Annotated in this window: 39 protein-coding genes; 30 read left to right on the top strand and 9 right to left on the bottom strand. The window is 69.6% G+C overall.

Translation table 11 applies throughout. From position 1 onward, the window contains the following. Positions 1-9: 9 nt before the first annotated feature. The 5 genes from ACSNOG_RS11885 to ACSNOG_RS11865 all read right to left on the bottom strand — a co-directional run bounded on the left by ACSNOG_RS11885 (position 10) and on the right by ACSNOG_RS11865 (position 6049). Positions 10-1872 (bottom strand): outer membrane protein assembly factor BamB family protein, encoded by a 1863-nt coding sequence (locus tag ACSNOG_RS11885; RefSeq protein ID WP_436752567.1) that lies wholly within the window; start codon positions 1870-1872, stop codon positions 10-12. A 185-nt stretch (positions 1873-2057) separates the two neighbouring features. Beyond that, positions 2058-2834 (bottom strand): flavin reductase family protein, encoded by a 777-nt coding sequence (locus tag ACSNOG_RS11880; RefSeq protein WP_436752566.1) that lies wholly within the window; start codon positions 2832-2834, stop codon positions 2058-2060. Positions 2835-2859: 25 nt separating this feature from the next. Beyond that, positions 2860-3528 (bottom strand): GTP cyclohydrolase II, encoded by a 669-nt coding sequence (locus tag ACSNOG_RS11875; protein WP_436752585.1) that lies wholly within the window; start codon positions 3526-3528, stop codon positions 2860-2862. 297 nt (positions 3529-3825) lie between these two features. After that, positions 3826-5436 carry a D-alanyl-D-alanine carboxypeptidase/D-alanyl-D-alanine endopeptidase gene (dacB, locus tag ACSNOG_RS11870; RefSeq protein WP_436752565.1) on the bottom strand — a complete coding sequence of 537 codons (1611 nt, stop codon included), beginning with the start codon at positions 5434-5436 and terminating at the stop codon, positions 3826-3828. A 211-nt stretch (positions 5437-5647) separates the two neighbouring features. Next, entirely contained in the window at positions 5648-6049 is a 402-nt protein-coding gene (locus ACSNOG_RS11865) for a MerR family transcriptional regulator (protein WP_436752564.1), read from the bottom strand. 765 nt (positions 6050-6814) lie between these two features. On the opposite strand from ACSNOG_RS11865, the gene ACSNOG_RS11860 reads away from it, so the two are divergent. Further along, positions 6815-7102, top strand: a complete 288-nt coding sequence (locus ACSNOG_RS11860; RefSeq protein WP_436752563.1) for a hypothetical protein — start codon at positions 6815-6817, stop codon at positions 7100-7102. Between the two features lie 79 nt (positions 7103-7181). Here the strand turns inward: ACSNOG_RS11860 and ACSNOG_RS11855 are convergent, their stop codons facing one another. Together ACSNOG_RS11855 and ACSNOG_RS11850 are read right to left on the bottom strand one after the other, a co-directional pair. After that, positions 7182-8177 carry a S1 family peptidase gene (locus tag ACSNOG_RS11855; RefSeq protein ID WP_436752562.1) on the bottom strand — a complete coding sequence of 332 codons (996 nt, stop codon included), beginning with the start codon at positions 8175-8177 and terminating at the stop codon, positions 7182-7184. Positions 8178-8485: 308 nt separating this feature from the next. Continuing rightward, the gene (locus ACSNOG_RS11850) at positions 8486-9490 is read right to left on the bottom strand and encodes a winged helix-turn-helix transcriptional regulator (protein ID WP_436752561.1); all 1005 of its coding nucleotides are present in this window, start codon (positions 9488-9490) and stop codon (positions 8486-8488) included. A gap of 125 nt (positions 9491-9615) precedes the next feature. Here ACSNOG_RS11850 and ACSNOG_RS11845 point away from each other — a divergent pair, with 125 nt between their 5' ends. Then, positions 9616-10557, top strand: coding sequence for an SMP-30/gluconolactonase/LRE family protein (locus tag ACSNOG_RS11845; protein WP_436752560.1), 942 nt, complete (start codon positions 9616-9618; stop codon positions 10555-10557). Between the two features lie 107 nt (positions 10558-10664). On the opposite strand, the gene ACSNOG_RS11840 is transcribed toward ACSNOG_RS11845, so the two are convergent. Together ACSNOG_RS11840 and ACSNOG_RS11835 are read right to left on the bottom strand one after the other, a co-directional pair. After that, on the bottom strand, positions 10665-11957 hold the full coding sequence (locus ACSNOG_RS11840; RefSeq protein ID WP_436752559.1) for an integrase: 1293 nt from the start codon (positions 11955-11957) through the stop codon (positions 10665-10667). A gap of 431 nt (positions 11958-12388) precedes the next feature. Beyond that, on the bottom strand, positions 12389-12829 hold the full coding sequence (locus tag ACSNOG_RS11835) for a helix-turn-helix domain-containing protein (RefSeq protein ID WP_436752558.1): 441 nt from the start codon (positions 12827-12829) through the stop codon (positions 12389-12391). Positions 12830-13004: 175 nt separating this feature from the next. Between ACSNOG_RS11835 and ACSNOG_RS11830 the strand changes: the two genes are divergently transcribed. The 28 genes from ACSNOG_RS11830 (at position 13005) to ACSNOG_RS11695 (ending at position 26184) form a co-directional block, all read left to right on the top strand. Next, positions 13005-13247 carry a helix-turn-helix domain-containing protein gene (locus tag ACSNOG_RS11830; protein ID WP_436752557.1) on the top strand — a complete coding sequence of 81 codons (243 nt, stop codon included), beginning with the start codon at positions 13005-13007 and terminating at the stop codon, positions 13245-13247. Position 13248: 1 nt separating this feature from the next. Continuing rightward, on the top strand, positions 13249-13527 hold the full coding sequence (locus tag ACSNOG_RS11825) for a hypothetical protein (protein WP_436752556.1): 279 nt from the start codon (positions 13249-13251) through the stop codon (positions 13525-13527). A 91-nt stretch (positions 13528-13618) separates the two neighbouring features. Then, the gene (locus tag ACSNOG_RS11820; RefSeq protein ID WP_436752555.1) at positions 13619-13876 is read left to right on the top strand and encodes a hypothetical protein; all 258 of its coding nucleotides are present in this window, start codon (positions 13619-13621) and stop codon (positions 13874-13876) included. Next, complete coding sequence (locus tag ACSNOG_RS11815; RefSeq protein WP_436752554.1) at positions 13876-14052, top strand: hypothetical protein; 177 nt, start codon at positions 13876-13878, stop codon at positions 14050-14052. Before ACSNOG_RS11820 ends, ACSNOG_RS11815 begins: the two co-directional genes overlap by 1 nt. After that, a complete protein-coding gene (locus ACSNOG_RS11810; protein WP_436752553.1) occupies positions 14049-14372 on the top strand; it encodes a hypothetical protein in 324 nt (107 codons plus the stop codon). The genes ACSNOG_RS11815 and ACSNOG_RS11810 overlap by 4 nt, the downstream gene beginning before the upstream one ends. Beyond that, on the top strand, positions 14369-14695 hold the full coding sequence (locus tag ACSNOG_RS11805) for a phiSA1p31-related protein (RefSeq protein ID WP_436752552.1): 327 nt from the start codon (positions 14369-14371) through the stop codon (positions 14693-14695). Before ACSNOG_RS11810 ends, ACSNOG_RS11805 begins: the two co-directional genes overlap by 4 nt. After that, positions 14692-15003, top strand: a complete 312-nt coding sequence (locus ACSNOG_RS11800; protein WP_436752551.1) for a hypothetical protein — start codon at positions 14692-14694, stop codon at positions 15001-15003. The genes ACSNOG_RS11805 and ACSNOG_RS11800 overlap by 4 nt, the downstream gene beginning before the upstream one ends. Then, complete coding sequence (locus ACSNOG_RS11795) at positions 15000-15671, top strand: hypothetical protein (protein WP_436752550.1); 672 nt, start codon at positions 15000-15002, stop codon at positions 15669-15671. The genes ACSNOG_RS11800 and ACSNOG_RS11795 overlap by 4 nt, the downstream gene beginning before the upstream one ends. A 552-nt stretch (positions 15672-16223) precedes the next feature. Next, positions 16224-16472, top strand: coding sequence for a hypothetical protein (locus ACSNOG_RS11790; RefSeq protein WP_436752549.1), 249 nt, complete (start codon positions 16224-16226; stop codon positions 16470-16472). Continuing rightward, complete coding sequence (locus ACSNOG_RS11785) at positions 16469-17401, top strand: YqaJ viral recombinase family protein (RefSeq protein WP_436752548.1); 933 nt, start codon at positions 16469-16471, stop codon at positions 17399-17401. The genes ACSNOG_RS11790 and ACSNOG_RS11785 overlap by 4 nt, the downstream gene beginning before the upstream one ends. Next, positions 17401-18360 (top strand): ATP-binding protein, encoded by a 960-nt coding sequence (locus ACSNOG_RS11780; protein WP_436752547.1) that lies wholly within the window; start codon positions 17401-17403, stop codon positions 18358-18360. The genes ACSNOG_RS11785 and ACSNOG_RS11780 overlap by 1 nt, the downstream gene beginning before the upstream one ends. Before the next feature lie 60 nt (positions 18361-18420). Further along, positions 18421-18780, top strand: a complete 360-nt coding sequence (locus tag ACSNOG_RS11775; RefSeq protein ID WP_436752546.1) for a hypothetical protein — start codon at positions 18421-18423, stop codon at positions 18778-18780. Further along, entirely contained in the window at positions 18777-18974 is a 198-nt protein-coding gene (locus tag ACSNOG_RS11770) for a hypothetical protein (RefSeq protein WP_436752545.1), read from the top strand. Before ACSNOG_RS11775 ends, ACSNOG_RS11770 begins: the two co-directional genes overlap by 4 nt. Further along, positions 18971-19339, top strand: coding sequence for a hypothetical protein (locus tag ACSNOG_RS11765; protein WP_436752544.1), 369 nt, complete (start codon positions 18971-18973; stop codon positions 19337-19339). The genes ACSNOG_RS11770 and ACSNOG_RS11765 overlap by 4 nt, the downstream gene beginning before the upstream one ends. Then, positions 19336-19530: a hypothetical protein gene (locus ACSNOG_RS11760; protein ID WP_436752543.1), complete on the top strand. Its 195-nt coding sequence runs from the start codon at positions 19336-19338 to the stop codon at positions 19528-19530. Before ACSNOG_RS11765 ends, ACSNOG_RS11760 begins: the two co-directional genes overlap by 4 nt. Continuing rightward, entirely contained in the window at positions 19527-20393 is an 867-nt protein-coding gene (locus ACSNOG_RS11755) for a hypothetical protein (RefSeq protein WP_436752542.1), read from the top strand. Before ACSNOG_RS11760 ends, ACSNOG_RS11755 begins: the two co-directional genes overlap by 4 nt. Beyond that, entirely contained in the window at positions 20390-20647 is a 258-nt protein-coding gene (locus ACSNOG_RS11750) for a WhiB family transcriptional regulator (protein ID WP_436752541.1), read from the top strand. Before ACSNOG_RS11755 ends, ACSNOG_RS11750 begins: the two co-directional genes overlap by 4 nt. Further along, positions 20644-20991: a hypothetical protein gene (locus ACSNOG_RS11745; RefSeq protein ID WP_436752540.1), complete on the top strand. Its 348-nt coding sequence runs from the start codon at positions 20644-20646 to the stop codon at positions 20989-20991. The genes ACSNOG_RS11750 and ACSNOG_RS11745 overlap by 4 nt, the downstream gene beginning before the upstream one ends. A 528-nt stretch (positions 20992-21519) precedes the next feature. Further along, positions 21520-21789: a hypothetical protein gene (locus ACSNOG_RS11740; RefSeq protein WP_436752539.1), complete on the top strand. Its 270-nt coding sequence runs from the start codon at positions 21520-21522 to the stop codon at positions 21787-21789. Further along, positions 21789-23108: a DnaB-like helicase N-terminal domain-containing protein gene (locus tag ACSNOG_RS11735; RefSeq protein WP_436752538.1), complete on the top strand. Its 1320-nt coding sequence runs from the start codon at positions 21789-21791 to the stop codon at positions 23106-23108. The genes ACSNOG_RS11740 and ACSNOG_RS11735 overlap by 1 nt, the downstream gene beginning before the upstream one ends. Then, complete coding sequence (locus ACSNOG_RS11730) at positions 23105-23554, top strand: hypothetical protein (RefSeq protein WP_436752537.1); 450 nt, start codon at positions 23105-23107, stop codon at positions 23552-23554. Before ACSNOG_RS11735 ends, ACSNOG_RS11730 begins: the two co-directional genes overlap by 4 nt. A gap of 163 nt (positions 23555-23717) precedes the next feature. Then, positions 23718-24305, top strand: a complete 588-nt coding sequence (locus ACSNOG_RS11725; protein WP_436752536.1) for a hypothetical protein — start codon at positions 23718-23720, stop codon at positions 24303-24305. Next, on the top strand, positions 24302-24430 hold the full coding sequence (locus ACSNOG_RS11720) for a hypothetical protein (RefSeq protein WP_436752535.1): 129 nt from the start codon (positions 24302-24304) through the stop codon (positions 24428-24430). Before ACSNOG_RS11725 ends, ACSNOG_RS11720 begins: the two co-directional genes overlap by 4 nt. Next, positions 24427-24672 (top strand): hypothetical protein, encoded by a 246-nt coding sequence (locus ACSNOG_RS11715; protein ID WP_436752534.1) that lies wholly within the window; start codon positions 24427-24429, stop codon positions 24670-24672. The genes ACSNOG_RS11720 and ACSNOG_RS11715 overlap by 4 nt, the downstream gene beginning before the upstream one ends. Beyond that, positions 24669-24890 carry a hypothetical protein gene (locus ACSNOG_RS11710; protein ID WP_436752533.1) on the top strand — a complete coding sequence of 74 codons (222 nt, stop codon included), beginning with the start codon at positions 24669-24671 and terminating at the stop codon, positions 24888-24890. The genes ACSNOG_RS11715 and ACSNOG_RS11710 overlap by 4 nt, the downstream gene beginning before the upstream one ends. A 140-nt stretch (positions 24891-25030) precedes the next feature. Next, the gene (locus ACSNOG_RS11705) at positions 25031-25546 is read left to right on the top strand and encodes a hypothetical protein (RefSeq protein ID WP_436752532.1); all 516 of its coding nucleotides are present in this window, start codon (positions 25031-25033) and stop codon (positions 25544-25546) included. Beyond that, positions 25521-25934 (top strand): hypothetical protein, encoded by a 414-nt coding sequence (locus ACSNOG_RS11700; RefSeq protein WP_436752531.1) that lies wholly within the window; start codon positions 25521-25523, stop codon positions 25932-25934. Before ACSNOG_RS11705 ends, ACSNOG_RS11700 begins: the two co-directional genes overlap by 26 nt. 19 nt (positions 25935-25953) lie before the next feature. Further along, positions 25954-26184 (top strand): hypothetical protein, encoded by a 231-nt coding sequence (locus ACSNOG_RS11695; RefSeq protein WP_436752530.1) that lies wholly within the window; start codon positions 25954-25956, stop codon positions 26182-26184. Positions 26185-26215: the final 31 nt, after the last annotated feature.

Below are 26215 nucleotides of genomic sequence, written 5' to 3'. Positions count from 1 at the left end.
ACTACCGTCTCACTTCCCGTATCCGGCCGGCAGGTAGACCGTCCGCAGCAGCACGGGCCCCTCCTCGGTGACGTCCCGGATCTGCAGGAATCCGCCGCGTCCTCCCACCAGCAGCAGGTCGCGCGGCGAGCCCTCCCGGCCGGTGCGCCTGGCCAGGGCTTTGGGGAAGTCCTGGAAGGGTTCGACGACGCCCAGCACTTCGGGCGAGCGCGTCTCGTACACCGCCATCTGCAGGCCGTAGGACGTGGCGTACACCCGGTCGCCGATGACCGTCACGCTCTCGACGGTGTTCTCCAGCATGTCGAACCAGTGGCCCGTCACCTTGCCGGTGGCCACGTCGACGGCCTTGACGGCGAATTCGCCTCCGGTGACCAGGACCGCGTCCTCGTGGCGTTGCATCCGCTTGCAGTAGCCGCCGAGTTCCACCCGCCAGCGTTGCTCGCCGGACGGCTCGAAGCAGAAGAGGACTCCGTTGCGGGTGCCGAAGAGCAGCTCTCCGCCCGGCCCGTAGGCGCAGGTCCATGCCACCAGCCCGGCCAGGTCCAGCTCGCGCAGCCGTTCTCCGGTGCGCGCGTCGTGTTCGAAGGCGCCTTCGTTGGCCGCGACCAGCACCCGGTCGCCGTCGGCGCCGGGGCTCAGGTCGTGCAGGTGCGGTGCGAAGGGGACCTGCCAGAGGGAGGCTCCCTCCCGGTCGTGGCGGAAGAGCGTTCCCGACCGGGTGACGCCGAGGAACGTGCCGTCCGCGAGCGGACGGACCCGGCGGACGAAGCCGAGGCCGAGGTCCCACCGGCCGGTGACCCGTGCGTTCGGGTGGGAGGCCTCGACGTCCGTCAGGGCGACGGCGAGCACCCCGGTGTCCGTCGCGACGAGATAGCCGTCCTCGGTGAGCGGGTCGGGCTGGATGTCCCACACGCACCGGCTGTCGAAGTCGAGGCGGGCCAGCCGCTCGCCCTCCGCGGAGACCCGCTCCATCTGCCCGTCCTGGGTGAGGACCACCAGATGGCCGCGGGAGGTGATCGTCATGTCGGTGATCTGGTGGCGGAACGGTGCGATGGTGCGCACGATGCGCGGCTCGCTCTCGCGGTTGTCGAAGACGGTGATCTCGCCTTCGAAACCCGCGCAGAAGGCGAAGGAGAAGGTGTCGTCGAACTCCAGGGCCTCGACGTCGTCGGCCGCGAACTTGAAGTTGTGCAGCATCCGCCCGTCCGGGCTGATGACCACCACCCCGTTGGCCACGTACAGGGCCTCGTCCTCGCCGGCGTCCTGCGTCACCCAGTACCGGTCGTGGCGGCGGTCGTAGCGGACCCGGTGCAGGTTGAGCTTGTCGTCCAGCCGCACGTGGACGGGGAAGTCGAAGGCCGTGAGGTCACCGATGTAGAGGTTGCCGTGCTTGTCGGCGACGCACTGCTCACCGGGCCGCTCGGTGCAGAACCACTCGAGGAAGTGGTCGGTGATGGAGGGCCGCACCTCTATGAGGTCGAAGGTGCGCGCGTCGATGACCGCGATCTCCATGTAGCCGTTGTTGACGTACAGCTTGTCCTGCCAGACGCAGATCCCTCGGTTGATGAGGGTGGAGGGTTCCTCGCCCTCCAGGTACTCGCCGTCTCCCCGCAGGTGGTGCGCGTCGAGCGAGTTGACCGGGTGCAGCGACGGCAGGCTCCACTGGGTCACCGTGCCGCGGGCGTCCTTGGTGTAGACGAAGTCGCCCGAGGTGGTCACCGCGTAGACCGGCGCGACGGACTCGGGGTTGCGGCCGGAGCGGATCAGCTCGAAATCCTCGTCCAGCAGGTGGAGGCCGCCGCGGATGTCGGTGACGAGGAGCCCGTGGCCCTCGACCCAGACCACCCTGGCGGCGCGCTGAGTAAGCTTCATGGGTGTGCTCTTCTCCCGGCGTCGTCGGCGGAGGGGCCCGGAAGCCCCGGTCGAGGGGGCTTCCGGGCCTGTCATCGCTCTACGGAGCCCGCTCCCGGTTACTTGACCGAGAGCGTGTAACGGCGGACGGCCTTACGCATGCTGTTCACCTCCCTCCAGCAGGGTGTCGGACAGGGGTCCACCGGTCACGGCGTCGGCAGCGCGACGCGTACGGGCCGGCAGTCGGGGCGGGCGACGATCAGTGCGTCGCCCGGTAGGGGGGCTCGCGGCAGCTCGATGACGACGTCCAGGTCCTCGCCGTCGCGCACGGTGCCGACGGGGATCTCCGGGCCGCCGGCGGCCGGGGACAGCGTCACGGTCCACGGCACCGGCTGCTCCGGGTCGTCGACGCCCTGCGCGGAGGCGCACAGGCGCACGGTGCCGTCGGGGAAGGCGGTGGCGGAGCCGGTCACTTCCCGGCTGAGGATCCGCTCGCCGAGCTCGTACATGCCCCCGTGTTTGACGAGCGGGGTGGCGTTGCGCTCCGGGTCGGCCGTCATCCACACGGCCTCTCCGACGATCAGCGCGTAGTCGGGGAGGTCGACCACCGACCGGACCCGGCACTCGGCGCTGAGGGTGCCGCCCTCGACGGTCGGTGTGCCGGTCACGGCCGGCTCGCGCAGCCGCAGGCCGGACGCCGAGCTCTTGTCCACCTCGGCGCCGGTGAACGTGCCGGCGAAGTTGGCCAGGGAGGCCATGGTCGCGTCGCAGAGGGTGAGGCCGAACTCCTGCCGTTCCAGGATGAGGCCCGTGGTGTGGTTCTTGATCTGGCAGCCGACGGCGAAGTGCGGTGGCCGCCGGGCCACGAGGTAGGTCCACTCCGCGGACATGAGGTTCACGCCGCTGCGCCCGGTCGCGGTGATGATGCCGACCGTGGACGTCCCGTACCGCATCAGCTGCTCTATCAGGTCCTGGCTGATCATCGCTGCACCCCCTCGCCGGCTCCGGTCACGACAGCGCTTCCTTGACGTCACGGCCGGAATCGAGGGTGAGCCCGTGCCGGGTGATCGTGGATTTCGCCGCGAGGTAGCGGATGTTGTGGGGGTTGGCGTACGTCTCGGTGGGTATTTCGCGAACGACGTCGATACCGTTCCGGCGCAGCTGTTCCGACTTATCGGAGTTGTTCGTCAGGAGATCGATCCGGTGCATGCCGGCGGCCTGGAGCATTTGCGCCGCCACCGCGTAGTCGCGGGCGTCGGGCGCGAATCCGAGCGCCGTGTTCGCCGCGAAGGTGTCCATTCCGGTGTCCTGCAACGCATAGGTGTCGATCTTGTTGTAGAGGCCGATACCGCGCCCCTCCTGCCGGAGGTAGACGAGGGCCCCGCCGCGTTCGTGTATGCGGCGTTGCGCTTCGCGCAGCTGAGGGCCGCAGTCGCAGCGTAAGGAGCCGAAGACGTCGCCGGTCAGGCACTCGGAATGGACCCGGACCAACGGGACGTCCCCCGGTGTTCCCATGCCGATCAGCACGTGCTCGCCGCTGTGGGAAAGAGCGTCGAACGAGGTGACGGTCGCTTCCACGGGCCGGCCGATCCCTATGTCCAGCGGGACGACCACGGTCCGGCGAACAGTGGCTCCGCCGCGTTCCTCAGGGAAATGCCCCGGTCGCTCTGACGCCATCATGCCCCTTCCGATACGTGATCGGCACAACTGCCCCGTCCGACCGCATCACAGGGACAGTTACGCGCATCACTCCCACCCCGAGCACCACCGCACACACTAGCTAATGCCCGCCCCCTGAACCGTGCCTGAATGCGCCAGAGTTCACGGGTCATACATCAGTCAAACACGAGGCAAGTAAGCGCCGCTTTTCAGGAGCTGCACTCCACTTGGTCCGGTTTTGAGTTGTGACTCATGGTGCGGGTGAGAATTCTGAAGAGGCCGCGGAGATCGACACCGGGGCCGGTACCCGTCGCTTCAGCGTCGCGGCCGCGGCCCGTTCCCCCGCGCGGCCGCCTGCTGCTGCAGGAGCGCCGCGATGTGGTTGATGTCGTCCATGACGGCCAGGAGGCCCTCGATGTCCGGCGCGGAGGCGCCGTTGACGCCGATGAAGAACGTGTGGTGCCGGCCGTGGCCGGCGTCGAGGTAACCGGCCAGGGTGTCCCCGGCCACGGCCAGCCGGTCGTTGACGGCGTCGAAGCCCGCGACCGTACCGGGCTTGGCGAAGACCTTGCCGTGGGCCGGGCAGGTGGCCGCGCGGGTGCAGGAGCCGGCGAGGGAGCCGTCCACGCCCAGGATCGGCAGGGACCTGCGGAACCGGGCCGCGTCGGGGGTGCGCTCCCAGTACCTCAGCAGGCGCGGGAACGCCGTCGGGGCGATGCGGTCCACGGGGTTGCCCCCGCGCCCGTCCAGGAGTTGCAGCTGCCGCGGGTCGACCCCGGCCTCGCGGAGGAACGCGGTCAGCGGCCGGAAGCCGTCGTCGCAGCGGTGGCTGCCGGCGTGCACGGCCATCAGGCAGATGCCCAGGTTCGCCCCGAGGTTGTGGCTGACCTTGAGGATGACCTTGGCGTACTCGGTGTAGGGAGGCGAGACGTACGCCGCGACGCGCTCCGTGGTGTGCCGGCCCCGCTGCAGGAGACCGGCCGGGTTGGAGCCGGTCGCGTGCGCGTGGACGGTCACGCCCGCCCGGCCGAGGGCCTCGATGAGGGCGGTCCGCCCGAAGGCGTCGGGGTCGCGCACCGGGGAGACCCGGAGCACGGGCTTCGCTCCGGCCGCGATCGTCCCGGTGAGGGTGATGCGGGTGCCGTCGGGCGAGGCGGTGACGGAGACGTCGGTGGCGCCGCCCGCCGGGACGGTCCGCACCTGGGAGTCGACCTGGTACGGCGCGACGTGCGGGCGCCAGTCGAGCCGGGCGGGGCGGCCGGCGGACGTCGGGGTGGTGAGCAGGTCGATCACGTTGTCGTTGACGATGAGCGGGGTCGGGCCCGGGTCCAGGTTCGCGGAGGAGGTGAAGAGCCGGGAGTCGACGACGACGTCCCCGTTGACCTCGGTGATGCCGGAGCGCCGCACCTGGCGGGCCAGTTCGTCGATGCCCGCCAGCGGGTTCTGCGGGGTCAGCGTCGCGCCGGGGACGTCGTTGGCGTAGGTGTGGTCGACGTCGGTGTACTCCAGGGTGCCGTCCGGGCCGGTGCGGCCGCCCAGGCTGAGGTCGCCCTGGCCGACGAGCACGAGGTGACCGTCCAGCGCCGAGTCGTGCCGGTGCCCGACGGCCAGCACGGGGGTGGTGAACCGGTGGCCGCCGCCGAGGGTCCGCCAGGTCGCCGAGACGCTGAACAGCTTGGCCGCGGAGCCCGGGATGAAGAACTCGCCGGCGTTCTTCGACCGGACGGTGCGCCCCTTCTCGTCGACCTCCAGCAGGCCCCACCGCGCGTGTTCGTACCCCGGCTTCCGCATCACCGCCTCGATGGCCGCGTCCGGCCCGCGCTCGCGCACCGCCGCAGCGGGGCCCGCGGTCGCCGCCGTCACCGCGGCGGTCACGGCGACCGCCACGCCCGCCCGTGCTCGCCATCCCCGCGTGAGGCCACTCATCGCGCCACCTGCTCCCGCTCCGGGTCGTCCGTCGTCCGCCGTCCGTCACGGCCCGGTGTCGGCGCCGATCGCGGCAGCCGTACCGCGCGGAGCACGCCGCCGAACGCTTCCGCGGGGTGCCTTCACCCGCGCGGGCGAGCTCCGGCGCGACGAGTCACGCGTTCGGCCCAGGAGCCGTGCGCCGGCCCGGCCGCGGCCGACTGACGCGCCGTCATGCGTGCACGGGCGCCCCGAGCGCGGCGGCCGCCCGGTCGGCCACCTCGACGGGCGCCGCGGCGATGACGTCATCGAGCGCGGCCCGGGAGGACTGCAGGTCGGTGATGGCGCGCGTGATCCGGTCGCGTTCCCTGAAGAGGTCCGCGACCAGGTCGGAACAGGTGGGGACGAGCCGCTCGCCCTCGTCCCGCAGACAGGGCAGGATCGCGGCGATAGTGGCGGTGTTCAGTCCGGCGGCGAGGAGGCTGCGGATGCGGCGCACGGCGGCGACGTCCGTCTCGGCGTACGCGCGGTAGCCGCTGGGGAGACGCTCGGGGTGGAGCAGGCCCTGGGCCTCGTAGTAACGCAGCAGCCGCTCGTGAACGCCGGTCCTCCGCGACAGTTCACCGATCCTCATACCGTCCCCCGTAACCGCCGTGCGGGCCCCGCCGGCTTGACTCTGACACAGATGTCAGAGTTTAGCGTCCGCGGCATGAGCAAGAGCTTCCTCCGGCTCGCCGTCGGTACTGCTGCGTCTGCGGCGCCGCGCTCCCGAAGAACGCGACACGGCGGCGACTGTGCTGCGGCTGCTGTGCCGTGCGGACACATGACCTACGCCGCCGGCTCCCGGCGCCGCGATAGTACGTACCGTTCGAATCGCTGCCGAGACCGTGCTTACCGGCGACGGCACCGGGCCGACGATCTGTAGTTGGGCTCCGGCCCGTCATTTGACCATGCAGCGAGACCCTGCCCCGTCGTACACGTACGGCTGCTCCCTGGCGGCATGTACACGGATGCCGGGCTGCGGTGCATTCGGACCGGTGCGGGATCGGGCCGACCGCTGGATAACGACTAGGCGGTCGGGCCGAACGGTGATCGCCCGCCGGCTGATGCAGCACCCGTACTTGCCTGGTGCTGTCCGGGCGCAGAGCTCGGAAAGGGGCACGGGCCCGTGGTCCGGGGCACGGGTGCCAGGCGCCCGACCGGAGCCTCGTCGGCAGCCGCCTCCCTCAGGGGCGCACGGACATTGGCGAGCGCTGGGCGAATGTCAAGTGCACTGGCGACTCACCCGCGAAGTCGCGTAACCGCCCTTCACATTGTGTGGTTACAAGACTGAGCGACCGGAAGCCAACGCTCCGGTCGGCTCATTCGTTTCCCACCCCCATCGCAGCGAGGAAACCTCATGAACCGAAAGCTCACAGCCCGTCTCGCCGGTTTCGTAGGCGCCTCGGCTCTCGCCCTGGGCGGCGTGGTCGTCGCCGCCCCCGCCGCGCAGGCCGACGGTGCCGGTTGCGCGAACTACCTGGCCCAGGTCCCGAACTCGCGGAGCACCACCGACGGCAACCTCGCCTGCGGCCTCGGTGCCGCGGGCCTCCCCGTGAGCCCCGTTCTGTGCAGGACGGTGCTGGCCACCGTCTCCCAGGTCAACGGAACCGCCACGGACGCGGCCTGCAAGCAGGCCAAGCAGTAGGCAGTACCGCCACCTCCACGCGGACCATTACCCCCGGGCAGACTGCCCGGGGGTAATGGTCCGCGTTTCCCTTACGGAGTTACCCGACGGTCGCGCCGAACGCCGTCAGCGCCTCGACCACCGGCTGGAAGTAAGTGGTCCCACCGTCGGTGCAGTTGCCGGTTCCGCCCGAGGTGAGGCCGATCGCGTCGGTGCCGGAGAAGAGCGGACCCCCACTGTCGCCGGGCTCGGCGCAGATGTCGGTCTTGATCAGTCCGGTGACCTGGCCCTCCCTGAAGTTCACGGTCGCGTTGAGGCCGGTGACCGTGCCGCCGTGCAGGCCGGTGGTGGAGCCGCTGCGCTGGACGGCTTCGTTGAGGACCGCGTCACGGGCGGCGGCGATGGGCTGCGCGTCGCCGTCGTAGAGGTTCACCTCACTCGGGTGCTCGGGCGCGCCGGCGTTGTACTCCGCGATGGCGTAGTCGTTGCCGGGGAAGCTCGAACCCCCCTCGGGCACGAGCGCGATTTCCGCACCGCCGTCACTGGTGGACCAGGACGTGACCCGGTTGCCGCAGTGCCCGGCCGTCAGGAACGCGTCCGGCTTGCCGGACCTCTTGACGTTGAAGCCGAGCGAGCAGCGCGCCCGGACGCTGGACACGTTGGAGCCGTGGATCGGGTCACCGCCCGAGAGGTACATCTTCAGCTCGGAGTCGGTCCGCTCCAGCTTGACCTTCTCCCCCAGCGGCTTGAGCACCGTGGTGAGCTGGGTGAGCTTCGCTCCCGTCACCGTGGGGTCGGCGGTGACGACGACCTTGTTGACTCTCGGGTCCGGCACCCACGCGGTACCGGGGATCGGCTCACTGGCGTTCAGGGTCACCATGGTGGCGGCCAGCGTGGAATCGTCGAAACGGACCTTCCTCGGCTCGGCCCCCGCCTTACGGACCTTTCCGGCGGCCTCCGACGTGGTGGGGTTGACGACGAGCTTCTGGCCGGCCGAGGCGCCGGCGCTGTGCGGGGAGAGGGCGACGGCCGCCACCACGGCGAGTGCGGTGGCTGCCAGAGTGGCGACGCGGCGGAGTGGAGCGGAAGGTTGCAAGGAATCTCCCGAGTGAGTGCCGGAACCACGGTCCGGAAGGCGCGTCCGCACGCCGTGCGGCGTAGGCGGAAAATCCATCCTCACAGCGGCCGGCAACCCCTGGAGCAGACGGGCGGCACCGCCGGAGCAAACCACCCATAACAGCGACAGAACCACCAACTCCAGTTCGTTCAGAGCCAGTTAGTCCTAGCCGTGACACGCGGACCACCGTGACCCGCGGTCACCCCGAGGAACGGGAGAACCGCCCCCGAGATCCCTCTACGGCAGCCAGGCGGTCGCGTATCACCCCGGGGCAGCCACGCCACGGCTCACCCCGGCAGCTCCTCGTACGCCGCGCGCGATCCGGGACGGGCCACGCCGAAGGCCGCGGCCATGCGCACGCCCGCCTCCGGGTCGCCCGTGGCCGTCGCCGAGCCGCCGGTGAAGGCGTCCTCCAGCGACAGGGTCCCCGCGCCGAGCTGGAGCAGGGTGGCCAGGCCGGTGATCAGCGTCGCGGCGGGACCGTCGGCGGGCCCCTGGCCCATGTCCACGGTGCCGTCGTCGACCCGTGCGTGGAAGACGAAGTCATCGATCCGGAACTCGTAGGTCTCGTGGAGGCCGCGGGCCGCGGCCGGCCGGAAAGTGGCGCCGACGGCCCCGATGACGCCGTACCGGCCGTCGGTGGCTTCGAGGTGCGCGCCGAGGATCGCGACCGCGCGGGCGACGGCGTCGAGCCCGCCCTCCAGCCGGGCGATCCCCCGCTCCAGGGCGTCTTCGACGGCCAGCAGCCGGGCGCCGACGGCCATGAAGGTCGCGAGGTCCGTGCTGACCACGCACGCGGCCTCCCCGGCCGAACCGTGCCGGACGTCGAGCGTGCCGTCGTCCACCCGGAGGTGGAACACCTCGCCGTCGACGCGGAATTCGTACGTCTCGTGCAGGCCGCGGGCGAGTTCGGGCCGGAAGCCGGCGCGTACGCAGCCGAGCAGCCAGCTGAGCCGGATGCGCTCGCCGGGCCGCGGCGCACCGAGGAACCGCAGGCCCCAGCGGGTGAGCTCGTCGACCACGGGGCGCATCGCCTCACCGAGCGCGGTCAGTTCGTAGACCGCCGACGCGGCCGGGGGCGGCAGCTGCGACCGGCTGACGACCCCCGCCTCCCGCAGCTCCCGCAGCCGCTCGGCCAGCACGTTGGGGCCGATGCCGGGCAGGCCGGCGACGAGGTCGGTGTAGCGCCTCGGCCCGAGCAGGAGCTCCCGGACGATCAGCAGGGTCCAGCGGCCGCCTATCACGTCGAGGGCCCGGGCGGCAGGGCAGAACTGGTCGTAACTACGCCCCATGCGCACCTTCGTCCTCTATTGATAGCTGCTGCTTAGTTTTTTATAGTAGCCATCAACTGAGCCACGACAAGCCTCAGTTGAGCAGAGAATTCACGACGCAGGACGGGGCGGCAGGGGCGATGACTATGCGCATACGCAAGGCGTTCTTCGCGGCGGGCCTGGCCTCCGCGCTCCTGGCGGGGGCCTCGCAGGTGCCGGCGGCTGCCGCGGGGGCACCCGCCCGGGCCGGTGCCCGCCTCGGGACGTGCGCGCAGCAGGCGAACATGGAGGTGTTCCGCAAGGGCGGCGTCCCCGTCCTCGACTGGCGGGAGAACCTGGAGTTCGACGGCCGCGGCACCCTCTGGGTCGCCCACCTCGTCAAGAACCGCGTCGAGGGATACGCCCCCGACGGAACGCTGAGGACGAGCTTCCCGGTGAGCGGGCCCGGCGGGCTGCGCCGCGGCCCCGACGGCATGATGTACGTCAACTACGGCGTGAGCCCGCTGGCGACGGACGGCGGCATCCTGCGCTTCGACCCGGCGGCCGCCGCCCCGAAGCCGGAGAAGGTGGTGAGCGGCATCCGGGGCATCAACGGCCTGGCCATCGACGCCTCCGGCAATTTCTACCTCAGCCGCGAGCTGTCCACCGGCATCGTCAAGGTCCGCCCGGACGGCACCAAGGACGAGCAGTGGACCCGGGCGGCGGACGTCTTCGGCGCCAACGGCCTGGAGATCGCCGGCGATCAGCTGTACGTGAGCGCCATCACCGACACCTCGTCCCCGGTCTACCGCATCCCGCTGAACGACCCGGCGCGCCGCACGACGGTCACGCATCTCAGCAGGAACCTCCTGGACATGAAGTTCCTCGACGACCTCACGTACGCCGACGGCAGCCTGATCGTCGCGTCCTTCCGCGACGGCGAGCTCATCCGGGTGGACCCGGACACGGGCCGCTCCTGCGTGGTGGCGAGCGGCCTGCGCATGCCCAGCAGCGTCCGCGTCGCCCGGGGCTTCGGCGAACACAGCGACCAGCACGCCCTGTTCGTAGTGGAGGCCTCGGGCCGCATCCTCAAGGTGACGCTCCGCTGAGCCGGTTCGGCAAGCGCCTCAGGACGTGGGGCCCTGCATGTGCTCGCTGATCCACTGGATGAGGCCGCCGGTCTCCATGTTGGGCACGCGACCTGCGAAAACATAGATCATTTCTCTTCTGGTGGGAGAAAACTGGGAACAGGCGGCAGCCACTCGGGCTTCTCGTCCCGCAGGAACCTCTCCCATCGCTCCTGCAGCTTCTCGGCGATCGCTTGCTCCATCGCCGTCGTGAGGTTGGCGTACAGTCCCCGCACCCCGGCCACTTCGTGACCCATGCGCGTCTCGACCGCGATCTCGGCGTGCCCGTCCTCGTCCAGCATCTCCTTGTGCCAGTGACGAGTGAGGTAGCTTCGCTTCCCCTCCATCGCCGGCACTCTGGGGATCTCTTCGCGCCGCCGGTCAACGCGCCCCGTGCGGGCTGGTGCGCCGTCTCTGATCGGATGCCAGTAGTCCCGCTCGAAGGACGTGCCTAGCAGTGGCCCACCCGTCATCGACGGGAACACCCACGGCGACCGATGCGACGCCAGGAGGTTGGTATGCATGTGATGGAGGAAGGGCGGAAGGACCAGGTTCCGCCAGGACTCGTACTTCGGCTCCACCAGCCGCTTTGCTCCGCTGACGTACCGGTGTTGGTACTGGACCCGGAGGGCTGGCATGTCCGCGTAGCGTTCGGCAAAGGCTTCTCGCCGCCCCCTATCCGGATCCGACAGGGGCCAGCTTGGGGAAGCGAACTGCCGCTGCAGGCCCCGAATCTCGCCTGGGCGCATGCCCGTGAATGGGAGGGTCCACTGATAGACCCAGCCCGTATAGCCCCACACCACATAGGCGTTCTTTGCCAGGGCGTAGATGACTGCCATCTCGTGGGGTCGCTTCGTCTCTCTCCGTGTCCGCTTGTACCTTCCGCGCCGGCCAGTCTCTCTCACTACTGGTGAGCTCTGGCGCAGGTGGTACTTGGTAACAGCGTCATCCATGATCATGCCGAAGAGCATGAGGATGCTCTTGACGTAGGTTTCTGAGAGCTCGCCGTCCGAGGCCCGAGCCCTGAGGCGTTTCCTCCACGCCTCGAATTCCAGAGTCGAGACGGACTCGACGGTCCGTTTCCCCCAGTAGGGAAGGATCTGGCGCTTGATCATGAACTTGTAGGCATCCATGCTGGCCGGCCGTAGGTCTTGAGCGTCGTGCCAAGTCCAGCAGTAGTCCTCCATGAGGGCTCTTCCATCGGCGACTTTGACATTCATGCCATGTCGGACTTCGTATTCTCGATCAAGTCCGTACTCGCGCGCCTTGTCCTCATCTGTGAAGCCGCTCTTCGCCTCGTACTTCTTTGCTCCGTTGGGCAGGTACTCGCCAGCCCACCACTTGACTCGACATCTGGCCCCTCGCCATTCGACGTAAGGCATACGACCCCCTTCGCCCTGGTCGCCTGCGTGTGGCGGGCAGCTGCTAGCCGGGCTATTGCGACTCCCGGCCGCGCCAGTTACTCGGTAGTGCCGATGAGGCACCGCCGGCAGCTGCTGCAGTCGCCGCCTTGGCGCCGGATGAGGTCTCGCATGACGGCCCTCGCTTGGGGGTCGTGCTGGACTCTCGGCGTGGCGACGCACACGAGTGTGCCATCAACCTCGCCCCGGAATCCGATGAACGCCGGGCCGAAGTCCTTGATGAGCAGGTTGTACATGGGCCCCCCTTGCGAGTTGTTGCGGGGTGCCTCCCAAGTGACTTTCGATGGTGCCAGGTTGAACGAATCTTGGGACCGGGTTGGGCAGAGAAAACTGCCGGTTAACCAGTAACGAAACGGTAAAGCCGCCAGGTGGGTGCAGCAGTAAGGTCAGGCTTACCTGTTGACATCGCTGTCACGGCCGCCCTCGCTGCGTAGCTCGTCCACGACGCGCTGCTTCAGGGCGCGGATCTCGGAGGCGGGCAGGTTGGTGACGGCGATCGCGGCGTTCTGCACTGCCTGCTCGACGAGGCGCTCCAGGTCTCCGGGGAGAATCGGCGAGAGGTAGACGCCTGGGGCTCCAGTCGGCTCGGCGATGACCGGCTCGGCGCCACCGAGGATGGCGAGGCAGCTGCCGTGGGCCCACTGGAGGACGGGCTCGACCTTGGCGTAGGTCGTCTCGCGGACCCATTCGCCATTCTCGATCTTGTAGTAGGTCTTTGCTGTCAGCCCCGCCTGCTCGGCTACGGCAGCTTTGGGCAGGTTGAGCTGTGCGCGCCGCGCGGTTACGCGGTCACCTAGGCGCTTGAGGGCTGTGGGGGTAGGTCGGGTGGCCATGGGCGCCATCATCGCAGGAGCAGGTAGGAACAGCTAGGAACAGGGAGAAGTGTGACCGAAACCGTCCCGGCTGGGCCGACCCTCCGTTGCCCGGGGCCGCGCGCTTCTACATGTTTCTACATGTTACTGCTTGGTTCTACTTGATGCTCCTCTTCTTGAGGCGTAGCTTCAGTGCATGGAAAGACCCCCAGCCACCTACCAGGTGAACGGGACGGAACTCCGTAGAACCCGCATGCGCCAAGGCCTCGGCATCAAGGAGGTCGCGGCGGCAGCCGGCATCGATCGCAGCTACCTGCAGCGACTCGAAACCGGTGTCCGCCAGCACATGAGACCCGGGACCTACGCCGCACTCCGCACAGTCCTCAACATCCACGACGACCGGCTCCTCGTAGGTGAGGAGACCGCAGAGAAGAGGTGACATGCCCAGCGTCGAGGATCACGCCACGCCCATCGTGACCACCATGGAACGCGACGGCTTCATGCGCCCCAAGGAAGCGGCCCAAGACATCGGCTGCGGCGAACGCTGGCTCAAGGACGGCGCCAACCAGCGGGGGTTCCCCCACACGCGGCTCGGCAAGTTCCTGTGGTTCAGCCCGGAAGACCGCGTGCAGATCCGCGATATGCACCGCGTCCCGGCCCAGCCGGCCAAGATGCGCCGCCGCAAGACGGGGCCAAAGCCTCTCACCCGCGCCGCTTAGAGCGGTATGCGGCCCCAACCGCCGGGCTCTCACACACCGGCAGCCGGGGCCTGGATCACCCTCACACCACTCCGAAGAGAAGAGGCCGATCGTGTCTCCATCATCTCCCATCCCTCCGGTTTCAATCGCCGGTACGTCGCCGCTGGTCGAGCGGATCGCCGCGTTTCCCGTCGACGAGCCAGTCGCGTATCAGCTGGCCGACGGACCGGCGCAGCAGCTGGCCGAGGTCGACGTGCTGCGTGCCCGGCTGGCAGCGGTCGAGGCTCTGGTCGTCAAGGCGGCCGAGAACGGCATCACGACGATCGACCGGGTGCTCGTCGCCCGCGCCGCTGAGGGCGGTGAGCGGTGATGGCGACGACGACCGACCCCCGTCTCCAGGCGGCCCTGCTCCTGGACGCCCTGCAGCAGGCGATGCCCGTCGACGAAGGCCAGCTCGCCAAGCAGCGGCATCTTCTCGACGCGGATCCCGACACGTGCGTGCCCCTGCCGGGCATCGCCCACCCCAAGCCCGGAGGTGCAGCGTGAAGGCCCAGACCCTGGCCGATATGTCGGCCACTGCGGAGGCGCTACACCGGCTGCTCGCGGAGCACGGGGACTTGCCCGCTGCTGTCGTGCGAATCTCGCCGATCAACCCGAGCCTTCTGGACGTCTCACTGCACTCCGCCCGGTCGCATAAGTCGACGGACGACTTCGCGACATGGCGACGGGCCCTGGGCCTTCCCGACGAAGACGTGACGAAGGACTCCGGTGGCGGGAGTTCCTGGCTGACGGTGGAGGGGACGTTCGGCGAGGCCCGAGTGCAGCTGACGGCGTTCCTTCCCGATGACGAGCAGGAGGAGTCATGACCTTCCTCAACGACCTCGCCGCTGCGGCGGTAGCGCAGGATCTGCCGCAGGCGGACCGCCAGCAGATCGCCTGGATCATTGGCGAGTACGAGGTTGTCGATGGCGTCGAGTTCGACCTCGCCCGGACGCTGCGGGATTCCCGTGGCTGCCTGTGGTGGTGGACCGGGGACCGGGACCAGCACGGCAGGGCAATGATGGAATCGTCCCTCGGTGAGATGCAGCCGCTGGTGTCCGTCTATCTGGCTCACGTCCCGCTGGTGCCCCAGCCCCGCCGGCTCGGCTCGGGCGACTACCGGCAGGCGCTCGCCGGAGGTGCGGCGTGATCGGCGACTTCGAGCTGTACGAGCAGCGGGCCCGTCGCAGCAGTGAGCCGGCAGCCTGGCGGAACGGGTTCCTTGCCGGGGCCGTGGCCCAGCCGGGCGACGACACCGAGATGCGCCTGTGGCTGCTCCTTGAGGGCCGGGAGTTCGCGGAGGCGGCGGGTCTGCTGGAGGGCTTGGCGGTGACGCGGGTGTCCCTGATCCCGCATCCGGTGAACTGCATCTGCCCCGAGTGCCGGCTCCGGATCGACGAGTGGAAGCGCGCCCAGTGGACCGGGCCGCGCGCCTGGAGGACGGAGGAGGCGGCATGAGCACGATGGACGCCCGCGAGGCCGAGATTGCTGAGCGGTTCCGCCGGGACACGGCTCAGCACAAGATGACGGTGCTCCACGACGATGGCCTCTACCGGCACCTGCGGTTCATGGCCCCGTGCACCTCGGAGTACTGGTTCGACCTGATCACCTGGCCGGGACGGCTGGCCGTGTGCGGTGATGTCGGTGACGACTACGTCTTCAGCCGCCTCCCCGACATGTTCGAGTTCTTCCGCGCCGACAGCAGGTGGGGCATCAATCCTCACTACTGGTCCGAGAAGCTCGGTGGTGGGCGGCGGTCCGTGAAGGAGTACTCAGAGGAACTGCTGCGTCAGAGGGTCGTCGCGCAGTTCGTCGAGGACGCCCGCTGGGACGGCGTGCCGGCCGGGACTGGGAAGCACCTGCGCAGGTGGGTCCTCGACGACGACCTGAGTGACGAGCACACGGCGCGGAACCTCCTGGAGGACTTCACTTATCAGGGCTACGAGTTCAGCGACGTCTGGGAGTGGGACTTCCACGACTACGAGCTGGCCTTCCTTTGGGCCTGTCACGCGATCGTCTGGGGCATCGCCCAGTACGACGCCGCAAAGCAAGAGCCTGCGGCCTTGCCTCCCAAGGACAGCACCCGCCTCTCTGAATGCAGTCCTGTCTCCGGAGGCGCGCGATGAGTGTCGGTGACGTCCTCGTGAACCTGTGGACATTCTCGATTATTGCGGCCCTCCTCTGGGAGATGGCCCGTGAATGGAGGGAGGAGCGATGAGCCGCTGCCCGCGCTGCGAGCGCACCTTCGAGGACTGCCGCTGCACCAGCACGTGCCCCGCTCGCCCGCACCTGCCCGAGACCTGCATCGCATGCCGGTCGCAGGCCCGGGAACTCCAGCACCCGTCGTACAGCGCAACGCGGCACGTGCTGGCCCTGCCGCAGCAGAGGAGGGCGTCATGAGCGGCCAGTTCTTCGGCCTGGTGGTCGCCGGCCTCGTCGGCGTCATCCTGGCTCTTCTCGGCCACCTGCCGGACCGCAGCAACGACTCGGACGACCGCTAGTCCGCTGATCTGCCTGCCGCCGTAGATGACCTCTGGCTCCGGCGGCAGGCCCCCAAATCCATTCTCCGCGCGGCCCCCGGCGCCACCTCCCCCCGAGCGCCCCAGGGCCGCAGCCACCGGCCCCGCACCTCCCTCCCGGCGGGGCCGGTGGCACCCCACACCCTGAAAGCAGGCCACATGAGTCACAGTGACCCCAACATTCCTGCTGAGACCGCCCGTCACGTGCTCTGGCACTTCGGAGCCGACGGAGGCTGGCAGCCCGGCACCTTCACCCAGCACCTCCTCCACGCCATCGCCACCGCGGACCACGGCAACTTCGAGTGGCTCCGCACCGTGTACCCCGCGGAAGTCGCCGCCGTCGGCATCGCGACGAGCGACAAGAACGGCATCGCCACACTGCAGAAGATCGCGGCAGGTGGCCAGTGAACGCCCCGACCGGCATCCTCCTCGGCACCTTCGAGCCCGGCACGCCAGAGTGGGATCAAGCCCGCGCCGGCCTGTGCATCACCGCCACCGAGATCGCCGCCGTCGTCGGCCTCGCTCCGCCACGCTGGCCCTCCGCATTCACCCTCTGGCACAAGAAGGCCGGGCTGCCCGTCCCACCCTTCGAGCCGAGCCAGGCCATGGAGTGGGGAAACCGGCTAGAGCCTGCGGTCGTCCAGAAGTTCTCCGACGAGCACCCCGAACTCCTCGTCCTGGAGACCGGGACGTGGCGGCACGCGGAACGCGAATGGCAGCGCGCCACGCCCGACCGGATCCTGCACCACGTCGAGGACCTCCGCCACACCGAAGGACCCCTCCCGGCCACCCTGCTGGAGATCAAGACCAGCCCCTACGGCGGAGACGGCTGGGGCCCCTCCGGGAGCGACGAGGTCCCGCTTCACTACCGCTGCCAGGTCCAGTGGCAGCTCGACACCCTCGGGCTCAAGGCCTGCCACGTCGCCGTGCTGATCAGCGGCCACGACTACCGCACGTACCTCGTCGAGTACGACGAGGCCGACGCAGAGCTCCTGCGCGCTGCCGCCGAGGAGTTCCTCGATTCCGTCCGCCGCGGCGAATGCCCCGACCCGGACGGCTCGCAGATCACCTACGACACGGCCAAGCTCCAGGCCGCCGGCCGCGACGACACCGAGATCGATATCGGCCCTCACCTCGCCGACCGCTACCGCGACGCCCTCGACCTGTCTCGCGCCATGGACGACGAGCGCCGCCGCATCGCCGCCCAGATCCTGCAGCGCATGGGCACCGCCCGGTACGCCACCAGCCTCGGCCAGCGCATCGCGATCCGCACGGTCAAGGAAGACGGCACCACTCACTCCCTCATGCCCTGCCGCACCGGAGAGAAGGCCCACTGATGGCCCAGCGCATCACCGACGCCGTCACCGCCCGCCAAGCACCCCAGGGCAGCGACTTCGACGACCTCGACTTCGCATTCCGGCCCGCCACCAAGGAACAGGCCAAGGCCCGCATCGCCCTGCAAGGCGTCTCCGGCTCCGGCAAGACCTGGACAGGGCTGGCCCTGTCCGCCGGTCTCGGTGACCGGTTCGCCGTCATCGACACGGAGCGGGGCGCCGCCTCCAAGTACGTCGGCATCAACGGCATCCAGTTCGACGTCCTGCAGATGAGCCGCTACGACCCCCGCGACCTCGGCAAGGCCCTCGGCGCCGCGGCCCAAGCCGGCTACCCGACCGTCATGGTCGACAGCCTCAGCCACTTCTGGAAGGGCACCGACGGCACCCTCGAGCAGGTCGAGCGAGCCAAGTCCCGGTACGGCGGGAACTCCTTCGGCGGCTGGAAGGAAGGCACGCCGATCCAGAACGCCATGATCGACGCCCTGCTCGCCTACCCCGGCCACGTCGTCGTCACCATGCGCTCCCACACCGAATGGGTCCTCCAGGCGAACGACCGCGGCCGGACGGAACCCGTCGCCGTCGGCACCCGAGCCGAACAACGCAAGGGCGTCGAGTACGAATTCGACGTCGTGGGCGCCATGGACGTCCACAACACCCTGACCATCCTCAAGTCCCGCTGCCCCGCCCTGCACCAGCAGGTCATCCAACGGCCCGACGGCGGCAAGCTTGCCCAGCAGCTTCTGGAGTGGCTGAACGACGGCGCGCCGGCCACCGACCCGGCCGACTACATCACCCGCGCCACCGCCCACGACGCCACCTACAAGGGCCTCCTCGACTTGTACGCCGAGGTCGACAGCCGCGGCCTGCTGGCCACGCCGATGCTCGACCCCGCCGACGGCAAGCCCACCTCGCTCGGCGAATTCATCCGCACCCGCGGCACGAGCCTCAAGCCCGCCCAGTAGCCCGCCGGGCCGTCCCCGCGGGAATCGGGGGCGGCCCGCCACCCACCAGGAGACCACACCATGACAGACGTTCCGAAGTCCGCGGCCAAGTTCGTCGAGGCCACGCTCCGCAGCTGTATCGAAGCCGACCGGATCGCCGCCAAGACCAAGAGCCCCCAGATCCGCCGGGCGGAGTCCCGCGTGGCCACCAACGGCTTCGTCGCCGCCCTGGCAATGAGCAGCCTCCGCCGACACGCACCGGCCCGCGCCGACGTCCTGGCTGGCTTCCTCGACGACGTCTTCGCCCGCGGCAACCTCACTATCCCGGCCCGCCGCATCGCCACGGCCCTGGACTACGACTACGACGCCTGGATCGCCCAGGTCGACGAGCGCGTCGAGCGGCGCGCGCAGCAGGAGTTGACGGAAGGCGGTGCGTCATGACCGCTCCGGACCGTACTCCCATCGACCGCATGCTCCTGATCGACCGCCTGCGCCTGGCCGAGAGCGTGCGCATCGCCCTCACCGGCGGATGCGGCCTCTGCGACACCGACGCCGTCGAGCTGTGCGCCGCCTGCAAGCGGTGCCGCTGCCACCGCCACGACGACTGCACCCGCCCGGAGAAGGAGTCCCGATGACCCGCACCCTCACGCCGGCCGAGCGTCTTGCCGCGGCCGGTAAGGACATCACCCTCGACGCCATCGTGAAGCACTCCAACTGGGACCGGTTCCTCGTCGAGCAGGCCGTCTTCGCTTTCGGCCTCGAGCGCGACACGTTCAGCTGCAACGACATCCGCGACAAGCTTCCCGAGCAGGGTAACGGGTTCCTCGGTGCCGCGGTCAACGCGCTCCGCGGCGCCGGGATCATCGAGCACGTCGGGATGGTCCCCTCCACATCCGGCCCAACGCACGGCCACCGCATCGCCCTGTGGCGCCTGTCCGCCAAGGGCCGCCTCATCGCCCAGAGCCGGCGCCCGCAGCCAGGACGGCAGGCCGCGGCATGACCATCAGCCTCTGGACCGTCGCCCTCTTCGCCGCCGGCCTGGCCTACATCGCCAGCCACGACGCCATCGAACGCCGCCGCCGCGACCGCCGCGTAGCAGCCGTCCGCGAAGCCCGCATCCGCGACGAAGCCGCCCTCGGCATCCACGACATCACCGCATACCTCGACGAGCAACGGGAGGCAGGACAGTGATCACCGAGCCTCGCCGAATCCGGCGATCAAGTGAGAGTGTCGATCACGGCGACGTGCGCCGCTACCAGCGCGGATGCAGGTGTCGGCCGTGCACGACAGCAGCTACTGCGGCAGCCAAAAGGTGGAAGTATCTCCGCGAGACAGGGCGCGGCAGCCTCGTCCCGTCCGACAAGGTCATCGCCCGGATCTGGCGCCTTCGCGCTGTCGGCCTCACCGACGCCGAGATCCAAAACGCTGCCAAGATCGGGTCCGGGCACCTTTACCAGATCATCAACAGCAAAGCACTCGTCCTCCGTTCCACCGCCACCCGGATCCTCGCCGTCCCAGTCCCGGCCCCATCGGGTCAGCCATCCCGCAATGGGGCCCACGTCCCTGCCCTTGGCACACGCCGTCGCCTGCGCGCCCTCACTGCCGAAGGGTGGCCCGCCAAGACCCTTGACAAGCACCTGGCCACCGGCGACGGCTACATCAGCTATCTGATCCGCGGCGAAGGCGGCACCGTCCGTCTGTTCACGGCCGATGGCGTCCGCCTCTTGTGTGGCCGACTCCAAAGGACTCAGCCCGAAGAGCACGGAGTGCTGCCAGGCGTGGCAGCCCAGACCCGGGCACGTGCTGAAGCGAAAGGCTGGGCGAGCCTCGCCTACTGGGACGAAGACGACTTCGACAACCCAGACTTCACGCCAGCCACCAGCGACGAGGGTCTCAGCTTCATTCAGCTCGGTCGCCAGCGTCGCGCAGAGATCAGTCACCTCGCCTCCTTCGGCGTTCCCGAGGCTGAGATCGCGACACGGCTCGACATGCCGCCCAAGTATGTCCACGACATCCTCCGTGAGTTCAGCAAGCAGCAGGGGCTGGCCGCATGAGCGCCGCCTGGGAGGCCTCAGCCCGCTGCCGCGAGATAGGGCCCGACCTCTTCGAGCCGTCCAGCTACACCAAACAGGACGTCGCGGAAGCAAAGAAGATCTGCGCCCGGTGCCCCGTCCGGAAGCCCTGCCTCGCCGACGCCCTCCACCGCGAAGCCGGCCTGCCTCAGCAATCACGCGCCACCGTCCGCGGCGGACTCACACCCCGCGAACGCACCGCGCTCGACCCCAAACGCCGCGAGGCCGCCGCATGAGCGCCGCGACCCCGCACACGGCCAAGGTCATCGCTCTGCGCCCTCGCCGGCAACAACAGGACCCCGCCGCCAACAAGCCCGTCGAGGAGCGGCGCACCGCCCTCTATCCGCCCGCGGACCATGAGCCGCTCCAGGACCCCGGCGAGGAGCCGGACGAGCCCGCGGGCACCCCGGCTCGGGTGCCCTGGGCCCGGATCCCCCCACCACCGCCCTGCGTGGTCACCCCGTACCGCTGCCAGTGGGGCGTGACCGCCTGCGGCCAGCCCGCCCGCCTCTACCCCTGCGGCTGGCGCTGCGACCTCCACCGGCCCGGCGCTAAGGGACCGCCAGAGCCAGCTGCCTGATCCCGTCCATCTGCTCGCCCCAGCCGAAGGAAGCTCGCCGTGACCCTGGACGCCATGCACTGGGTGTGGAACCACTCCCAGTCCAAGGGGAACACCCGGATCGCCCTGCTCTACGTGGCGGACCAGGTGCGATCGTCGGCCTGCGAGGCGCGGCTGAGTCACGCCGACTTCATGTCCGCCATGAACGCCCCCAAGACAAGCGTAAAAGGGGCGATCCGGGCCGCCGTCGACAGCGGCGAGCTGGAGATCATCGAGCTGAACAAGGGGACCAGGGCCTCGCTGTACCGGCTCCCGAAGGCGGTCGGTTTCATCCGGCCCACCTCCGCTAGGGGGTCGGATTCTGACCCTCTACGAGATCAAGGTGAAAACGCTAGGGGGTCAGAATCCGACCCCCTAGGACCCGCTAGGGGGTCGGATTCTGACCCCCACTCCCCATTCTTTCCCAGCAAGCATGCGGGAGAGCCGGAACAGCCAGCCGCCGACGACGACTACGGCATCCCCTCAACCGTCCGTCCGCTCATGGACAGCATGACCGCCAGCAACATCAACGTCCGCTGGCCGTTCACCGGCAACCAGTGGTTCCCCCTCATCGCCCTGATCAAGAAATGCGGCGTACCGGCCCTCGTCGACTACGCCCGCCGCACCGTCGACCGCACCGACGTCGACTCCGCCCGCTACTTCATGCGCGGCTGGAGCGAACTCCCGCCCATGCCAGCCGAAGGCGCACCCGTCCACCGCCCCCGCCCGCACCTGCGTGCCGTCGGCGGCCAGACCCCCGAAGAACGAGGGATCTTCTAGTGACTATCGACCTCGAGCCGCTGCCCACCGACTTCGACCGCGCGATGCCGCAGGACATCCACGCCGAGCTGTCCGTCCTCGGCGCCTGCATGCTCAGCCCGGCCGCCTGCCGCGAGGTCCTCGACATCCTCGACCCGGCCGCGTTCTACCGCCCCGCCCACACCGCGATCTTCAACGCGATCGGCCGGCTCCACGCCAAGGGCCTGCCCGTCGACCCGATCACCCTCACTAAACACCTCGCCGACACCGGCGAGCTCAACCGCGTCGGCGGCGCCCACTACCTCCACGAAGCCACCCACGCCGTGCCCACCACCGCCCACGCCGGCTACTACGCCGACATCGTCCAAGACCGTGCCCTGCGCCGCGCCCTGATCGAGCTCGGCACCCGGCTCGTGCAGATGGGCTACAGCCCCGACGGCCACACCAGCGACCTCGTCGAGCAAGCCGTGACCATGGCCCGGGAGATCCGCGACCGCGGCATGGCCACCGCAGACCTGCCGACCGAGGACATCCTCGACTTCGTCCAGCACGAAGACACCTACGACTGGCTCGTCCCCGGTCTGCTGGAGCGCGGCGACCGGCTGATCCTCACCGCGAGCGAAGGCGGCGGTAAGTCGACGCTGCTGCGCCAGTTCTCCGTCACGCTCGCCGCGGGCCTGCACCCGTTCCGCACCTGGGAGATCATCGACCGCTGTCGGGTGCTGACCCTGGACTGCGAGAACGGAGCCGCGGCCTCCCGCCGCAAGTACCGGCCGCTCCTCGATGCCGCCGCGGTCGTTGAGCAGCCGGTCCGCCGCGGCCAGTTCCACATCGAGTGCCGGCCCGAGGGCCTGGACCTGACCCGCCCCGCGGACCGGGCGTGGATGATGCGCCGGGTCGAGCAGCTCAAGCCCGACGTCCTGATCATCGGGCCGGTGTACCGGCTCCACGCCGGGAACCCCAACGACGAGGAACTCGCCCGCAAGGTGAGCACCGTCGTCGACGAAGCCCGCGCCACCACCGGCTGCGCCGTGCTCCTCGAGGCACACGCCCCGCACCACAACGGCTTCGGACAGCACCGCAACCTGCGCCCCCTCGGATCCTCGCTGTGGATGCGCTGGCCCGAGTTCGGCTTCGGGCTCCGCCCCGTTGAGGACGAGAAGTCCGCCGCGAACACCGACGGCTGCCGCGGCCGCCGGGTCGTCCCCTGGCGCGGCATGCGCGACGAACGCGACTGGCCCCACTTCATCCGCCAGGGCGAGACCTGGCCCTGGATCTCCTACAAGCCCGCCGACCTCGACGAGATCACCGGCTACTCACCGACAGGAGCGATCTGGTGACCACCCACAACCCGCTGCCCGACCTCGGCCTGTGCCCCGCCTGCGAGGGCGAGATCCGCATCCGCAAGTCCGGTGCCCTGTACGCACACGGCTGCTGCGGGGACGGACGACAGCCTGTGGCCCGGCTGGAGCCCACGTTCGCCCGCTGGCTTCATGCACAGGCGCCTCGCCGCGACTACTACGAGAACCGGATCACTGCCCTGGCGCAGAGGGTGTTCCGCTGTTGCCCGCGAATCCCTAACCGCACCCCGGCCGAAGTCCGTTGGAGCACAGCCGAGGAACTTCACGATCACGAGCATCGCGTCCAGCTGCAGTGGACCGGCTCAGACGTCCGCCAGCCCTACGACGGGCAGCGCTGCGACTGGCTGTGCGGCGACATCCAGCACGCCGCCGAGATGTACGCCCGGCTGCTCGTCATCCAGCATCTGGACGCCCGGGAGACGTGATGACCGACTCCTGCCCTGCCTGTATCCGCCGTGGCATACCGCCGGCCGCCGTGCGTCGCCGCGGCGAGAGCGTCGTCCACGGCTACCGCTGCCCCGCCTGCGGCCACACCTGGGCCACCGCCCGACACCTCCCCGCATACGACCTCTCCCGAAGGAGTGCTTGATGCCCGACAACGCCACCCCCGCCGAGATCCGCCTCGCCCAGTACAGCCAACGAACCAAGACCTGGGCCATCGCCACCTACAACGACGGCACGGAGAAGGCGCTGCACAAGATCGCACTCGAATTGAAAGACGAGATCGACCGCCTCCGCACCCAGCGCCGGTTCCTCATCAGCCAGCTCGCGAAGAAGGACGTCCGATCGGGCGAGGGTGACAGGAAGCTCCGCGAGTTCCTGGGTATCGAGGAACAGCTGGCCGCCGCCGAGCCGCAGCCGGTCTCACCTTGCTGGCCGACCGCGGTGATTTGCGGATCGACCAAGCACATGGATCGGCTCCAGGCCGCTGCTGCCACGTGCACGCGTCAGGGCTGGGCGGTGCACATGCCGCATCTGACCGAGGTGGACGACCGGCTGGCGGAGACGCTGGCCGCGATGTGGCGGGCCCTGATCGCCGAGGCGACGGTCGTCGTGGTCGTGCCGAAGCCCGACGGCAGCCTCGGCGACGCGACGGCCGGCGAGCTGGCCTATGCCGAGGGGCTGGGTAAGCCGGTTCTGCGCTGGGACCCGCGGATCAAGGACGTGGTCTGGTGACTGCGACCTGGTGGTCGGAGCCGTGCCTGTGGGACGACGAGCCGCTGCCGGACTGGGAGTTCCCCGAACCCGAGGAGCGGGAGCGGGGCGTCGAGGACGTGATCGTCGTGGGCGGTGTGCTGTGAAGGCCCCGCACCTGTCGCCGCGCCAGGCCGAGGTGCTGGCTGCCGCTGCTGACGGCGTTCCGCTGTCCGTCGTGGCCCTGCGCCTCGGGATGCCCCGCACCCAGGTTGCGTCCCGCCTGTCCGAGGCCTACTGGGCCCTGGACGTCGCCTGGAAGCCCCGTGGCCAACGCCGGGCCGCCGCTGTGCGTGTGGCCCGGCAGCACTGCCTCATCCCGAACGAGTCGAAGGAGCAGATCGCATGAACGACCTTGACCGGTGGGGCCCGACTCGCCGGCCGCGCGGCCGGGTCCGGGGGCTGACCCCGGAGCAGCAGGAGCTGGCCGACGATCTGCACGTGAAGGCCCTGGCGATCCGGGCTGCGTCCGACGGCGAGCTGTCCATTCGCGACGCCGTACATCTCGCTGCTGTTCAACTCGGCCTCGAAGCACCGCAAATCGCCACAGAAGGAGCCTCGGAGTGACGCGCCAGGATTCCCTCAACCCAGAACGCCCCCCGCGAAGGGCCCTGAAGGGCCCTGAGAGTGCCGAACCCCCCGAGGCTGGCACCGAGCGGCGCCCCGGGGGTGAGTTCGACCCGCAGAGCGGCGCACAGAGCCTCGGTGTGAACGCACAGCCTGCCGTCGTCCGGCGATCCGCCACCGAGGAGGATCGGCTCCGCGCTCTGCTGGTCCGTCTGATCACCGACGGCGCCCACCACAACCGCTGCGCCGGCCTCTCCCGCATCGACGAAGGCCGCATCGCCCACGACGCGTTCGCCGCCGCCTTCCACATCGCTGCCCTGTACACCGCGAACCTCCTCACCACCGGCACGATCCAGGCTCACGGAGGCCACCGCCCGGACCCCGCCGACCAAGCCGCCGCCGAGCACCTCGCCGACAACCTGCCGGACGATCCAGCGGAACGAGCGTCGAGCCTGGGCGCGATCATCCGACCCCACGTGGCGTCGCCCAAGCCGGCATCGGGCCACCAGTACCTGTCGACCGGCTGCCTGCACGACGAGCACGGCTACTGCCAGAGCAACACCGGGCTCGGAGGGGCCAAGGTGCCGGCGAAGTGCAAGTGGTGCGCAGCCCAATGTATCTGCCCCTGCCATGCGCAAGGCGCTGGCGATGCCTGATCTCCACGGCTGGATCACCGCCCGGGTCGAAGAAGCCGAAGCAGCTAACCGGAATGACACAGCAAACGTTCGCCGATGCGAATCCGATCGGCGGATTCTCGCCCGCCACAACACCGACCCCCAGCGGGCAGATCACTACGACGCCACCGCCTGCGGCGGCTGCGGCACCTACGGCGACTGCGACGACCCCGTCACCGACAACATCAACGACTGCCCCGAACTCCTCGACCTCGCCCACGCCCACGGCCTCACCGACGAGACCCTCGCCCAGCTCGACCGGCCCACGCCGCCACCGGCACCCAAACGCGGCAAGCCTGCGCCAGTCCTCACGCTCACAGACATTTGCGACGTGCCAGACGCACTCCGCGGCCCCCGCTGGTCTGCCTGAATCCCGAAAGGAGCCCGTTATGCACGAGCCCCTCCCCCCTGGAACCCGCGTCTTCCACGCCGCGCAGCAATGGGCGTGCCGACTGCCGGGCGGCACCGCCGAGATCATCCGGGCGGAAGGCCCCGACCACCACGGCGAGTACGAGTACCTCGTCCGTACCGGCACCGACTTCTCCCGGAAGCCCGGCCCGGACAACCCCGACACCGACGAACGCTGGTGGTCCTCAAGGGCCACTTCCCGCGCCGCATAGCCCTGCCCCACCCGCGCGCCACCCCGCAAGG

Origin of the sequence: Streptomyces sp. URMC 124 (genome assembly GCF_051386455.1) — a bacterium.
Classification (GTDB): Bacteria; Actinomycetota; Actinomycetes; order Streptomycetales; family Streptomycetaceae; genus Streptomyces.
Note: the sequence above shows the minus strand (reverse complement) of the source record. Positions and strands in the feature narration are given on the sequence as shown.